This window comes from Corynebacterium sp. LaCa_205, assembly GCF_057458085.1.
On the sequence record NZ_CP190931.1, the window covers coordinates 2,192,170 to 2,206,850 of the forward strand.

Annotated in this window: 9 protein-coding genes; 2 read left to right on the forward strand and 7 right to left on the reverse strand. The window is 58.1% G+C overall.

Annotated features, from left to right (window positions below; translation table 11 throughout):
* Window positions 1-88 precede the first annotated feature (88 nt).
* Both ACP8J1_RS10565 and pta read right to left on the reverse strand, forming a co-directional pair.
* Entirely contained in the window at window positions 89-1,312 is a 1,224-nt protein-coding gene (locus ACP8J1_RS10565) for an acetate kinase (RefSeq protein WP_023019978.1), read from the reverse strand.
* Window positions 1,313-2,674, reverse strand: coding sequence for a phosphate acetyltransferase (gene pta, locus ACP8J1_RS10570; protein ID WP_023019979.1), 1,362 nt, complete (start codon window positions 2,672-2,674; stop codon window positions 1,313-1,315).
* Between the two features lie 228 nt (window positions 2,675-2,902).
* Between pta and ACP8J1_RS10575 the strand changes: the two genes are divergently transcribed.
* Complete coding sequence (locus tag ACP8J1_RS10575; RefSeq protein WP_023019980.1) at window positions 2,903-4,264, forward strand: FAD-dependent oxidoreductase; 1,362 nt, start codon at window positions 2,903-2,905, stop codon at window positions 4,262-4,264.
* A 3-nt stretch (window positions 4,265-4,267) separates the two neighbouring features.
* Window positions 4,268-4,750 (forward strand): GNAT family N-acetyltransferase, encoded by a 483-nt coding sequence (locus ACP8J1_RS10580; protein ID WP_023019981.1) that lies wholly within the window; start codon window positions 4,268-4,270, stop codon window positions 4,748-4,750.
* 23 nt (window positions 4,751-4,773) lie between these two features.
* Here ACP8J1_RS10580 and purT read toward each other — a convergent pair whose 3' ends face one another.
* The 5 genes from purT to ACP8J1_RS10605 all read right to left on the reverse strand — a co-directional run bounded on the left by purT (window position 4,774) and on the right by ACP8J1_RS10605 (window position 14,655).
* Window positions 4,774-6,126: a formate-dependent phosphoribosylglycinamide formyltransferase gene (gene purT / locus ACP8J1_RS10585; protein WP_023019982.1), complete on the reverse strand. Its 1,353-nt coding sequence runs from the start codon at window positions 6,124-6,126 to the stop codon at window positions 4,774-4,776.
* 150 nt (window positions 6,127-6,276) lie between these two features.
* Entirely contained in the window at window positions 6,277-7,110 is an 834-nt protein-coding gene (locus tag ACP8J1_RS10590; RefSeq protein WP_023019983.1) for a class F sortase, read from the reverse strand.
* Window positions 7,111-7,265: 155 nt separating this feature from the next.
* On the reverse strand, window positions 7,266-11,930 hold the full coding sequence (locus ACP8J1_RS10595; protein WP_248133583.1) for a VaFE repeat-containing surface-anchored protein: 4,665 nt from the start codon (window positions 11,928-11,930) through the stop codon (window positions 7,266-7,268).
* 736 nt (window positions 11,931-12,666) lie between these two features.
* Entirely contained in the window at window positions 12,667-12,990 is a 324-nt protein-coding gene (locus ACP8J1_RS10600; protein ID WP_023019986.1) for a hypothetical protein, read from the reverse strand.
* A gap of 372 nt (window positions 12,991-13,362) precedes the next feature.
* On the reverse strand, window positions 13,363-14,655 hold the full coding sequence (locus tag ACP8J1_RS10605; protein ID WP_023019987.1) for an adenylosuccinate synthase: 1,293 nt from the start codon (window positions 14,653-14,655) through the stop codon (window positions 13,363-13,365).
* Window positions 14,656-14,681 lie beyond the last annotated feature (26 nt).

The following is a 14,681-nucleotide window of genomic DNA, read 5'->3' on the forward strand; positions in this document are numbered from 1 at the left end:
AAAACAAAAGAAGGGGGCGTGCGGTCTTTTTACCGCACGCCCCCTTGTTCACTGCTCGGCCGCTTTCGCTGGCCGGGGAGGAACCTTTCTATTTGTAAAGCCCAGCCTCACGCGCCATAGCGGCGATTTCGGCAGACTTCTGCGCGATAGCCAGCTCCTCATTGGTCGGAACGACAAAGACCTTAACCGGGGAATCCTCAGTGGAAATCATGCGCGGCTGATCGGAGCGGACCAAGTTGCGCTCCTTATCAAAGTGGATGCCGTACATATCCAGGTTGTACAGGGAGTCCTGGCGCACCTCGGTATCGTTTTCACCCACACCGGCGGTAAAGGTGATGGCGTCAACGCGGCCCAGGGAAATCATGTAGGAACCGATGAAGCGGCGCAGCTGGTGGATGTAGATATTGTAGGCCAGCCACGCGTCCTGGTCCTCGTTGTCGATGCGCTCGCGCAGCGTACGGAAGTCATTGACACCAGAGATGCCCTTGACACCGGACTGCTTATTGAGCAGGTTGTCAATCTCATCCACGCTCATGCCCGCTTGGCGGACAAGGTGGAAAATGATGCCTGGGTCAATATCGCCAGAACGGGTACCCATGGCCAAACCGGCCAGCGGGGTCAGGCCCATCGAGGTATCAATGGCGCGGCCGTTGCGGATGGCCGCAGCGGAGGCACCGTTGCCCAGGTGAAGGGTGATCTGGTGGGTGTGCATCGGATCGCGGCCCAGCAGGCCTGGAACCTGCTGAGAGACGAACTCGTGGGAGGTGCCGTGGAAGCCGTAGCGGCGAATATCGTACTTGGATGCCACCTCATTATTGATGGCATACAGCGCGGCTGCCGGCGGCAGGGTGTTGAAGAAGGCGGTATCGAAGACGGCAACGTGCGGGATATCCGGCAGCATCTTGCGAGCCACGCGGATGCCGTCCAAGTTAGCCGGGTTGTGCAGTGGAGCCAGCGGGATGAGGTCCTCAATCATGGACTCGATCTGGTCCACGATGAGCTGCGGCTCGGAGAAGAGGCGTCCGCCGTGGACGACACGGTGGCCAACGGCGATGACATCCACGTCGGTCGGGCCCACGTTGTGCTCACTCATGATGGCAAAAGCGCGCTCAAGGCCGAAGGAGTGAGTAGGAATTTCCAGCTCTTCCTTGTACTTCTCGCCACCGGTCTTCACGGTGACAGCGCCGAGGGGCTCGCCAACCTGCTCGACCAAACCAGAAACCAACGGGGTATCCGTGGCGCCGGATTCGGGATCGACCAGCTGGAATTTAACGGAGGAAGAACCTGAGTTAAGGACCAGAACGTATGACATTTATTTCTCTCCAGCCTGAATAGCGGTGATTGCAACGGTGTTGATGATGTCCGGAACGGTCGCACCACGCGACAAATCGTTAACCGGCTTGTTCAGGCCCTGCAGAATCGGGCCCACGGCGAGCGCGCCGCCGGTGCGCTGTGCCGTCTTGTAGCCAATATTGCCGGCCTCCAAGTCCGGGAAGACGAAAACATTTGCCTGTCCGGCAACCTCAGAATTCGGCATCTTCTTCGCAGCAACGCCTGGATCGCAGGCGGCATCGAACTGCAGCGGACCATCCACCTTGACGGAGGAATCCAGCTTCTTGGCGGCCTCTACGGCGGCCACGGCGCGCTCGACGTCCGGGCCGGAACCGGAAGTACCGGAGGAGTAGGACAGCATGGCCACGCGCGGGTCGATGCCGAACTGGGAAGCGGTCTGTGCGGAGACAATCGCGATCTCACCCAGCTGCTCGGCGGTGGGGTTCGGGTTGACGGCGCAGTCACCAAAGGCCCACAGGCGGCCGCGCATGACCATCAGGAAGATGGAGGAGACGACGGAAGCATTCGGCTTGGTCTTGATGATCTGGAAGGAAGGCTTGATGGTGTGGGCGGTGGTGTGAGCAGCGCCGGAGACCATGCCATCGGCCAAGCCCTTGTGGACCATCATGGTGGCGAAGTAGGAGATATCCTGCATCGTCTCGCGCGCCTGCTCGAGGGTGACACCCTTCTTCTTGCGCAGCTCGGCAAAGTCGGCGGCGAACTCCTCTGCCAGCGGGGACTCGAGGTGGTTGATGATCTCGGCACCAGCCAGGTCGAGCTTGAGCTCTTCGGCGCGGGCCTTGATATCGGCCTCATTGCCCAGAATGGTCAGCTTGGCAACCTTATCGCGCAGCAGCACATGAGCGGCTTCGAGGATGCGGTCATCGTCGCCCTCTGGCAGAACGATGTGCGAACCGGCGGCGCGGGCCTGGTCAATGAGCTGCTTCTGGAAGAGGTCTGCGGACATGACCGGGGTGACGTCGCCAAGCGAGGCAAGTGCGCCCGGAACCGCTTCCAGATCGGTGAAGATGCCAGCGACGGTGGCACCCAAGGATTCCGCATTCTGCTGGGCCAGTTCGCCGGTGCGCTGCGGGGCGCCGGAAATGATGGCCAGAGGCAGGCCGAGGGCGGCAGCTACCTCAGCATCAAAAGCGATATCGCCGGTGCCCTGCGCCACGATGTTCTCGGCAGCAGGCGCCTCAGCGAGTACAGCGGCGACGGTGGCGTCAAAGTCTTCGAGGCGGATGAACTCCGCCCCCAAGTCTTGGGCTAGGGCCGACACGTCGAGGCCATCAAAGCCACGGCCGATAGTGCTGATAACTGCGGAATGGGATGCAGACATGCAAATTACCTTTCATTCACGGTCACTTGAACACAATTAACGCGTGTCATAACTTCATGTCATCCATCACAGTTATTAACACGCGGTGACTCTTCCACTGTACGCGATTTACCCCCTCCTATGCCCTATCGTGACCGCCCTAAACTGGGGTTAGTAATGCTGTGGTTTTTATCGCATAGTGACCGCGTAGAATATGCAGCACAACGAAAGAAAGGACACCCTAAGCACATGACTAACCCAGTGCGCGTCGCCGTGGTCGGCTCCGGCCCGGCAGGCATTTACGCCTCTGACCTTCTAGTGAAATCCGACCTCGATGTGCAGATCGATCTTTTTGAAAAGATGCCAACGCCGTTCGGTTTGATCCGCTACGGCGTGGCACCGGATCACCCGCGTATTAAGGGCATCGTGCAGTCCCTGCACAACGTTATGGAAAAAGAAGAGATCCGCTTCCTGGGCAATATCGAGGTGGGCAAGGACATCACCGTCGAGGAGATGCGCGAGTATTACGACGCTATCATCTTCGCCACCGGCGCCACCGCCGATAAGCGCATGGGCATCCCCGGTGAGGATCTTAAGGGCAATCACGGCGCGGGCGAGTTCGTAGGCTTTTATGACGGCAACCCCAACTTCGAGCGCGACTGGGATCTCTCCGCAGAATCCGTCGCCGTCGTGGGCGTGGGCAATGTCTCCCTCGACGTCTCTCGTATCTTGGCCAAGACCGCCGACGAGCTGCTCGTTACCGAGATCCCGGATAATGTCTACGCAGCGCTGAAGAAAAACCGCGCCAAGGAGGTCCACGTCTTCGGCCGCCGCGGCCCGGCACAGGCCAAGTACACGCCGAAGGAGCTCAAGGAGCTAGACGAGTCCCCGACCATTGAGGTCATTGTCAACCCCGAGGACATCGAATATGACGCCGCCTCCGAGGAGGCACGCCGCGCCGCCAAGTCCACCGACCTGGTATGCCAGACGCTAGAGTCCTACGCTATGCGCGAGCCGGGCGATGCCCCGCACAAGCTCTACATTCACTTCTTCGAATCCCCGGTAGAGGTATTGGGTGAAGACGGTCATGTCACCGCCATCAAGACCGAGCGCACTGAGCTCAATGGCGATGGCTCCGCAACCGGTACCGGCAAGTTCACCGAGTGGCCGGTGCAGGCCGTCTACCGCGCGGTGGGCTACCACCCGCAGTCCGTCGACGGCGTACCTTTCGACGAGACCCAGGCCACCATGCCTAACGACGGCGGCCACGTGCTGGCCAATGTCGACGGCGAAAAGCTCCCCGGCCTCTACACCACCGGCTGGATTAAGCGCGGCCCGGTGGGCCTGATTGGCAATACCAAGTCCGATGCCAAGGACACCACCACCATGCTCATCGCCGATTACAAGGCCGGCGACTTGGAGCCGGCCACCAAGCGCGATCCGCAGGATATCCTGGACTTCCTGGCTTCCCGCGATATCGCCGTGACCACCTGGGAAGGCTGGCACCGCCTGGATGCCGCCGAGCGCGCCGCTGGCGAGCCGCACGGCCGCGAGCGCATCAAGATCGTCGAGTGGGACGAGATGGTCAAGCACGCCGGCCCGCAGGCCTAACCCGTGCCGCATTTTATTTCCGCCGCGCCCTTGGGTCAACTGGCAGCCTTGGACGTCCACCAGCTCTACAAGCTGCGGGTGGATGTCTTTGTGCACGAGCAGCGCTGCCCGTATGCCGAGATTGACGCCACCGACGCCGACCCCCAGACCGTGCACCTGCTGGCCTGGGATACGGACTCCCACGAATTGCTCGGCACGGCCCGCGTCTTTCCGGCTGCGCCTACTGACGCCGCGCTTGCCGACGCCACCGGCGCACAAATCGGCCGCTTCGCGCTCGCGCCCGCCGCGCGCGGCACGGGCCTCGGCCGCGAACTTCTCCAGGCGGCCGTCGACCTAGGCGAGCGCATGCACCCAGGCAAGCCGCTCTACCTAGAGGCGCAGGCCGGCCTCGTGGACTATTACGCCGGCTTTGGCTTTACTCCGGTAGGCGAGCTATTCGACGACGAAGGAGTCCCCCACCAGCCGATGCTGCGCCCCGCCAGCTAGACGCTTGGACAGCTGGCCGCCTCCTAGTCGGCGTCGTCCACGCCGGAGGCGAGCTTCGGATCGAGCTCCACGCCGCCTGCGTACTCCACGACCTCAATATCGGGAACATTCTCGGTTTCTGGATCGATGCCGCGGGCGCCGCCTTGCGCCAGCAGACCCGGCGTGGTGGTCACCTCGATCTTGTGTGCCGCTAGAGCCGCACGGTCGCGCGCCTCCTCCGCGCTTTCCGCGGTAGCAGACACCAAGCCCATGCGGCGGCCCTTGTAAGCCCCGGGCTTGCCAAAGAGTTTGACGTCCGTCTCCGCATAGCTGAGGGCCGCGGCGACGCCGGTATAGGCCACCTCATTCAGCTCCTCGTCCGCGTGGATGACCACGCTGGCACCCGGGGTGACCAGGGTGGCGTCGATGGGGTAGCCCAAAATCGCCCGGGCATGCAGGTCAAACTCGGAAAAGCGCTGCGTGTAGGCGGTAAGCATCGCCGTATCCGCGGGGCGCGGGGATACGGAGGAAAAGTACACGTCATCGCCGGCGACGAACAGCTCCACGCAGTACACGCCGCGACCACCCAGCTCATTGGAGATGCGCGCCGCCACAGAGCGGGCATTTTCCAGCGCAATCTCGCTCATTCCAGTAGGCTGCCACTCCTCTACGAGGTCGCCGCGCTCGTGGCGGTGTCCGATGGGCTCGCTAAACCACGTGGCCAGTTTGCCCGTGGCCGGGTCGATGGAGCGGATAGCTAGCAGGGTGACCTCAAGATCAAAGTCCACGAAACGCTCGGCCACCACGCGCTGCGAGTCCGAGGACACCCGCCGCACGGTCTCCCAGGCCACACGCACATCGTCCTCATCTCGGGCAATCATGTGGCCCTTGCCGGAGGTGGAGACATCCGGCTTAATGATGCACGGAAAGCCCAGCTCCCCGACTGCTTCTTCTAGCTCCTCCAATGAGCTAGCAAAGCGATACGCGGAGACCGGCAATCCAATATTCTCGGCCACCTCGCGCACGCACTGGCGATCCTGCGTCATGGCGCAGGCGCGAGCCGAGGGGACCACGATGGCGTCACTCTGCGCTTCCATCTCTTCCAGCGCTTCTACCGCTACGGTCTCTACCTCTGGAACCACAAAGTGCGGCTGAATCTCTCGTGCTAGCTGCAGGATGCGCCCGGCGTCCTTGATATCGGCGACGTAGCTATACTGCGCCACTTGGTGTGCCGGCGCGCCCGCATACGAGTCCACCGCGTGGACCTCAAGGCCCAGGTTCTGGAAGGACATGGCCAGCTGCTTGCCCAGCTCGCCTGAGCCCAGCAGCAATACCTTGGTGGCATTGCTGGTCAGCGGCGTGCCAATATGACCGGCGATCTCGCCTGGATTATCCATGAAAATGCTCCTTCTAAGCCGCAGGCAGCGGCGGTTACTGCCTTAAATTATTTCATATTTAGGCCCCAACCCCACTACCCACATGCCAGGTGCCACGGATAAGAAAAGGCGCCCTGTGGGCAATTCCACAGGGCGCCTGAAAGGTATCCGCTAGGCTGCAGGGGCCTCAGCCGGGGCCTCCCCTGCCGGTTGCTCGGCGGGCTGCTCTGGCTCGCCTACCGGCTCTGCCACGGTAATGATGTTGTCCTCATAACCCAGCGCGCCGCCAACGAACTGGCCGCCGCAGGTAATAAGAACCAGGCGGTTCTTACCCTGCTTATCGTTGACCACGTCCGGGAAGCCGGAACCCTTGGGCAAGCGATACGGCGCTTCGGTCACGCGGAAGGTGCGCTCTTGGCCGTCGATGACCACGGTAAATTCCTGGTCTTTCTTCAGCTTCGTGAACTTCTCCGCATAGCCGGTGCCCTGGCCCTGGTAGTTAATGTGCCCGGTAATCACACTCGAGCCCACATTGCCCGGCTCACCTGGCACGGCGGAGGCGGAGTACCAGCCCACGCGGGTGACGTCGTGTGGCGGCAGCAGCACACCCTGGTCCGTGACCTGTACGGGGTCCACGGCCGCGTACTCGCCATCGATGCCCACGGACATGCCTTCAAAGCCCTTGAATTCACCAGGCGCGGCCTCATACTCGTGCTCCTGCTGGCCCGAATCATCCACGAAGGCATCCGACTTCGGCCCGGATTCCTCCGGTGCGCTCTCGCTGGCCACCGTCTCTGGCGCCGAGCCGGCCTCATCCTCATCATCGCGCGCCAGGTACAGCACTACCTGCAGCAATACCAATGCCACGACAACAATTGCCGCAATAATGGCGATCAGCTTGCCACGGCCCATGCCCTGCTTGCCGACGCCCCCTTCTTCCCCACTCGCCGGATACTGCGAAGTTCCATTCTCTTCCGGCTGCTGTGGTTGCGCGTGCTTTCCCATAGCTAGCTTCCTTTACTTCCTCGTTTTGTCTACCTTGTGCAGGTTATATGCAAATCCCCTCCAGCGTGTGCAGTCACACCCTGGAGGGGATTTTTGGTGTTTAAGTCTCAACCCCGGTGGGGCGACCCGCGGGCCGCCTCACCGATGCTTATGGACTACTTGATGTAATCCTGCATACCCGGCTCAAGCTCGGTTGCGCCGGACGGTACGGACTTAATCTCAACGCGCTCGGCGTTGGATGGCAGTGCGTTACCAGTCTCTTCAGGTTCCTGACCTTGGACCTCGACGCCGCGGCCGTGTCCATTGTCAGCGTTGCCGCCCTTAGGGGCATCCTGACCCTTGACCTCATGACCATTGCCACCATCGTGGTTACCGGTGTTGTCACCGTGGCCACCATTGTGGCTGCTGGTGTTGTCACCGTGGCCACCGTTGTGGTTGCCATGATCCTTGTGGTCGAAGTGATCCTTGATGATCTTGCCCAAGCCGATGCCCGGAATCAGGATGAGCCACCACTTATTGTCCTTAGAGGAACCGTTAGAGGATCCACCGTTGGAGGTGTCATCGTCAGGATTGTCCTGATCCTCAACCTCGTGGGAAATCACGGTCTGGTCATCATCGTCGATGTCCTTATGCTCAGCGATGTGGTTCGGCTTCTCCGGAGTAGTACCCGGAGTCTCCTCACCCTTGTCATTGACCTCGGTGGAGGTGAGCTCCTCGAAGGCAACCGCAGCCTGGACAGGCTCCTTCACATCATCGTTCACGGTGATGGTGACAGGGACCATGCCGTGGGACTTCTCCGGGGTGAAGGTCTTTTCACCGGTACCCAGAACAGTCTCGCCGTCCTTCTTGTTAATGAGCTCAGCCTTCAGGGTGTATTCCTTACCCGGAACCAGGCCCTCGTAGGTAACCTCATCGATAATCTTGGCACCAGCAATAACTGCGTGGGAGCCCTTCTCGAAGTCAGCGTTAGTGGTGATCTTCGGGGTCTTCTCAGAGCCCTCGGAGGTCACAGTCTGGTCATCATCATTGATGTCCTTGTGTTCACCAACGTGGTTCGGGTTGTCCTTGTCGGTCGGCTTGTTCTCACCGTGCTTATCCACCTCAGTGGAAGTCAACGTCTCGAAAGCAACCGCAGCCTCAACCGGCTCAGTTACCTTCTCATCGACAACGATGGTGACAGCCTCAGTGCCATTAGCCTCATCCGGAGTGAACTTGTGGCCCTTGGTCTCACCCAGAACAGTCTTACCGTCCTCCTTGGAAATCAGCTGGGCATCCAGAGTGTATTCCTTACCCGGAACCAGACCCTCGTAAGAAACCTGGTCCACAACCTTGGCACCAGCAACAACCTCACGCAGGCCACCCTCGAAGTCAGCGTTAGTGGAAACCTTCGGAGTCTTCTCAGAACCCTCAGAGGTCACAGTCTGATCTTCGTCATTGATGTCCTTGTGCTCACCAACCGGATTCGGGTTGTCCTCATCGGTCGGGTTGTCCTCACCGTGCTTATCCACCTGGGTGGAAGTCAGCGTCTCGAAGGCAACCGCAGCCTCAACCGGCTCGGTCACATCATCATTGACGGTGATGGTGACAGCCTCAGTGCCATTAGCGCTCTCCGGAGTGAACTTGTGACCCTTAACCTCACCAAGAACGGTCTTGCCGTCCTCCTTGGAAATCAGCTGGGCATCCAGAGTGTATTCCTTACCCGGAACCAGACCCTCGTAAGAAACCTGGTCCACAACCTTGGCACCAGCAACAACCTCACGCAGGCCACCCTCGAAGTCAGCGTTAGTGGAAACCTTCGGAGTGTCCTTCTCGTCGTCACCAGGGGTACCCGGCTCGTTAGGCTCGGTCGATTCAGAAGGCTCGGTCGGCTTATCCGGGGTCGTCGACTCGCCGTCCGAAGGCTTGTCAGACTCAGAGGTCTCGGAAGCTTCAGAAGACGTGGTCTCTACAGACTCGGACTCAGAAGACTCACTGGACTCAGACTCAGACGGTTCCTCAGACTCGGAAGGCTTCTCACTCTCAGAGTCACCCGGCTCCTCAGACTCGCTGGCCTCGCTAGTCGTCGAGGTAGAGGAATCCTCAGAGGAAGAAGGCGTAGAGGTTTCACCCTCGCCACCGTGACCAGGCTTATCCGGAACCTCCTCGGTAGAGGTGGCGGTCTCCGGAGTGGTGGTCTCGGAAGGCTTGTCAGACTTTACAGTCTGAGCCTCGTCCTCGATATTGGTGTGCTCGGCGATGTCATTCTTCTCACCAGTGGTGGAATCCTCGCCGTCCTTGTTAACAGCAGTGGAGGTCAGGTACTCGAAAGCAACTGCCTCATCAACGGCCTCGGTAACACCCTCATCAACGGTGATCTTGACTTCTACCGTGCCCTCGGAGGTCTTCGGTACGAAGGTCTTCTCACCGTGGCCGATTACCGGGAAGTCACCAGTGGTCTCGTCCTTGACCTTGGAACGCAGCTCTGCATTCAGAGTGTATTCCTTGCCAGGAACCAGGTCGTTGTACTTAACCTTATCGGTAATGACGGTGCCAGCCTTGATCTCATCGCCCTCAGCCTTCTCAGCCTTGGTGCCGATGGATGGCTCCATCTTGGAGGTTACGGTCTGTGCCTCATCATCGATGTCGCGGTGATCGGTAATCTTCTTCTCTTCGTCAGAGTTCGGAGTGTCCTTACCGTTCTCATCGACCTGCTTGGAATAGAGATCCTCGAATGCGACGGCAGCCTTGATAACGCCTTCAACGTCATCGTTGACCTTAATGTCAACAACCTGCTCGCCGGAAGACTTCTTCGGAGTGAAGGTTACATCGCCCTTGCCGACGACCTCGTGCTCACCCTTATCATTCTCAGCCTTGTTACGCAGCTCAGCCTTCAGGGTGTATTCCTTACCCGGCACCAAGTCGGTGTAGGTAACGGTGTCCTTGACGGTGACGCCAGCCTTTACCTGCTTAGCGTTGTCAAATTCAGCCTTAGTCTGGATAGACGGGGTCCACTTGGTGTTAACGGTCTGCTTCTCATCGTTGATGTCTTCGTGAGTAGCAATCTCGTTCTCATCGGAGGAGCCAGTGGTCTCGTTGCCATCCTTGTCTACCTCGGTAGATACAAGCTTCTCGAAGGCAACCGCAGCGTCAACAGCAGGATCTGCCTTCTCGTTGACGGTGATCTCAACCTTCTGTTCACCGGCGGACTCCTTCGGAGTCAGTTCCGCAGAGCCTTCACCCAGTACGGTTTCGCCATCTTTCTTGGAGATGAGTTTTGCCTTCAGGGTGTACTTCTTACCCGGAACAAGATCCTTATACGTCACAGTGTCAATAACCGTGGCACCCTTCTCTACACGGTTGCCATCCTTGATCTTGGCCTGCGTGTGAATCTCAGGATTCCACTTGGTATTGACGGTCTGCGCCTCATCATCAATGTCCTCGTGCTTCGCAATGAAGTTGCCATCGCCGGAATCGTTCGGGACATCCTTGCCGTTCTCATCCACCTCGTGGGAGTACAGCTTCTCATAAGCAACGGCAGCAGCAACAGGGTTCTTCACACTGTCATCGACATTGATCTTTACCTCAACGTCCCCGGACTCACCCGTAGCTTCAAAGGTCTCAGAACCGGTACCAAGAATAGCGTGCTCGCCGTTCTCGCCAGCAGCCTTGTTACGCAGCTCAGCCTTTAGGGTGTACTTCTTACCCGGGACAAGCTCCTCGTAGTGAACCTTATCCTTAACGGTAGCGCCAGCAACGACCTGCTGCTTGTCGCCATCAAAGGAAGCTTCAGTCTTAATCTCCGGATTAAGGTCCTTCTCCTGCTCTTCAGTGCCTGGAACCGGAGCGGTCGGCTCAGTCACCTTAGTGGTCTCGTCAGGAGAGGTCGGTTCAGTAGTGGAATCCTTTGGAGTGGTCTCCTCAGTGTTAGACGGCTCAGACTCCGTGGTCGTCTCACTATTAGGGGTAGTCTCCTCACCCGGATTCTCAGGAGTGGTCTCATCGGACGGATTTTCCTCCGTCTTCGGAGTCTCCGGAGAAGTAGTAGGTTCCTCAGTTTCACCTTCATCGTCGGGCAGACCCGGCTGATCCGGCGGCATTACTCGCTGCATGCCTGGAGCCCTTTTCCCATTCTTCTCAACCGGAATAACCACAGTGACGAAATAGTCTGCAGGTTGCTCAGGAATCTCTGAAACCTTCTTGAAAGAAGGGCCCTTATTTCCCGGAGTATAAGCGCTCTCAATCTCAAGACCCGTTAGATCTGTGAATTCTTTCATAGAGCCATTAAAGGTCGGAAAGTTGACTTGATCATAAGGGTTGTTGTACTTGGGCTGTTGCCCGTTAATGGTATAGGCGGCCGCAGTCCTGTTATCCGGACGTTCACTTACCAGCGCTATCATGTATACCACATACGTACCCGCAGCGGCCTTATCCCCAGCCTTAATGGCCTTTTGCCACTCGAGAGCTAACCGAATCACAGCGTCCCGATACTCGGAAGGAATGCTCAATTTTGTCGCGTTGTCCTTCGAGTACAAAACGCTAGTTTTGTTATTTGGGTACTTGTCAAGAGGATCTATACACCAAGCCCACCCCACGTTGTTATTTGGGTTTGCCTTCGTGCCATCCTTAGGGGGACCTGCCCACGTCAGAGAGCCCCATGCCTGGGCGTCCTCGCCTACATTAACCCTACCGCCCATCTCTACGTTCGGCGTAAAGTCGGTAGGCTCAGCAGCCCCTGCCTTACTACCCGGAACGGTGACCATGGCCGCGATTACCGCAATTGCAGCAAGCACTGCGGTAAAGACCATCCACCCCTCTCGGGATATATTTCTTAACTTACTCATTCTTTCCTCTTCGAGCGGTACAAATACTTACATTCGTTTTCCTGTACAGCGAGTGTCTTCGCTGAACAGAACCTGAAATTGAGACTTGAACACACTGCGGTTAATCAGGGTTTTGAACCCGAATCTGGATTAACTCTTATCGTGCCCTCAGCATAGTATCACGGGAAAATTTAAGGCGCCAGCCAGAAAGCTTTAGAAAACTGCAGGTTATGCAGGATTTCTAATTTCATACCCACAGGTGGATGCACTTATTTCCACGGTTAACCTAGGTTTAAATACGTATGTTCAATGTATCCTAGGCCTTTCTTAAGGTCTGGACACCACACTAATGGTTTAATCAATACTAAGATTAGCTTTAACAAGACCTACGTAGATATTTCTTTACGCTGTGCTTTATCTAATTTCTTGCAAATTTTAGAGAGGGGGGATTGCACGCAATTTCTTCGCGTCACCCCGCTACCATCCCCAGAAAGTTGGTGTTACAGGTGTAACTGCATGGCATTCGATAAGAGTGTACGCACGTTCGACATTTAGAAATGTAGTAATCCTTAACCCTTTTGCCTCTCATCTCCAAGAAGGGCTGTGTGAGCGAAAACTCTGCCTAAGGTCGTCACAATCACACTTAGGACCCCCGAATAGGGAGTGAGGGAGAATTGGGCAAAGAAAAATCCGCACGGGCGTCGGCAAGCGGATGCTTTACCGAGGCCGCAGTGCGGATCCTGGAATGAACTAGGCCTTAAAGAACGGCAGTAACCCGGTAGCCCTTTTCCTGCAGGAGCTGGGAAACCGCCTCAAAAGTATCGCCATCCTTGTCCGGGTTGTAGGTCTCCGGGTTCAGGGCAATATGGGCGGTGTCGCCTTCGTAACGGACGCTGATGAAGTCGTAGCCGGCTTCGGCATGGGCGGCGTCGATAAGTGCCTGCACGTCGTCGTTGTTGCCCTGCCCAGCAACGGCAACCTGCTCCTGCTCAGGAGCCGGCGCAGCCTCCTGCGCCGGGGCGCCCAGGCCGAAGAAGCCCATAATCGTGGCTAGCAGGCCGCTCACAAGCTTGATAATCATTGAAGTAACTCCCTGTGTAGTAATACGCGGGAATAGGGCCCGCGAAAGCTGAAAAACTCTCAGTACTTAAAGCAATCTTAACTTTAGCTTAGTATCTAGTTACGTTCAACAGGGAAAGCCTTAATTCACCAAATCATGGGCTTGAGGTGGTTAAGGGGCGCTGAAAACGCCACAGCGCCCGTGCTCCGTCTCAATGACGGGACACGGGCGCTTTCACTCAATTAGGGCTAAATCCTTAAAGGGACCGCGAGCTGGATAGGGGTAGCAACCTTTGTTGTCTGCTTGGAGGGCTAGAAGAAGCATCGTGCAGAGAGCCAGTTCAGCTGTGCTAGAGAGTGGGGCTCTCACCCCAGGCTAATAAGGACTACATCCTTACTGGTCTTCCATGACATCGTGACGCACGATGGTCTGGTCGCGGCCCGGACCAACGCCGATATAGGAGATACGGCAGCCAGACAGCTCTTCCAAGCGCAGGACGTAATCCTGCGCCTTCTGTGGCAGCTCTTCAAAGGTGGAGCACTCCGTGATGTCCTCATCCCAGGCCGGCATGGTCTCGAAGATGGGCTCGGCGTGGTGGAACTCGGACTGGGTAAGCGGCAGCTCGTCGTAGCGCTTGCCGTCGACGTCGTAGGCCACGCAGATAGGAATCTCGCCAATGCCGGTGAGAACGTCCAGCTTGGTCAGGAAGTAATCGGTAAAGCCGTTCACGCGGGTGGCGTAGCGCGCGATGACGGAGTCGTACCAGCCGCAACGGCGCTTGCGGCCGGTGTTGACGCCAATCTCGCCGCCGGTGGTCTGCAGGTATTCGCCCCACTTATCAAAAAGCTCGGTGGGGAACGGGCCAGCGCCCACGCGGGTGGTGTAGGCCTTGATGATGCCCAGGGAAGTCTTGATGCGGGTTGGACCAATGCCGGAGCCCACGGAAGCACCACCGGCGGTCGGGTTAGACGAGGTCACGAACGGGTAAGTGCCATGGTCCACATCCAGCATGGTGGCCTGGCCGCCTTCCATGAGTACGTGCTTACCAGACTCGAGGGCCTTGTTGAGCTCGAGCTCGGCATCGATAACCATCGGGCGTAGGCGATCGCGGTAGCTCAAGAAGTACTCCACAATCTGATCTGCCTCGATGGCCTTGCGGTTGTACATCTTCACCAGCATCTGGTTTTTAATGTCCAGCGCAGACTCCACCTTCTGGCGCAGGATGGACTCATCAAAGATGTCCTGCACACGGATACCGATGCGCGCGACCTTATCGGCATAGGTCGGACCAATGCCGCGGCCGGTGGTGCCAATCGCGCGCTTACCCAAGAAGCGCTCCTGCACGCGGTCGAGCGTCTGATGGTAAGGGGCTACTAGGTGCGCATTGGCGGAAATCTTCAGGCGCGAGGCATTCGCACCGCGGGCTTCGAGGCCATCAATTTCATCAAAGAGCGCCTCGAGGTTAATTACCACGCCATTGCCCAGCACCGGGGTAGCGTTCTCAGACAAAATGCCGGCCGGCAGGAGCTTCAGCTCATATTTATCGCCGCCTACCACGACGGTGTGGCCGGCGTTATTACCGCCGTTCGGCTTGACCACGTAGTCAACCTTGCCGCCGAGGATGTCGGTCGCTTTGCCCTTGCCTTCGTCGCCCCATTGGGCGCCGACAATGACGATCGCTGCCATTGTTTAGTCACTTCCTCATTATTGAA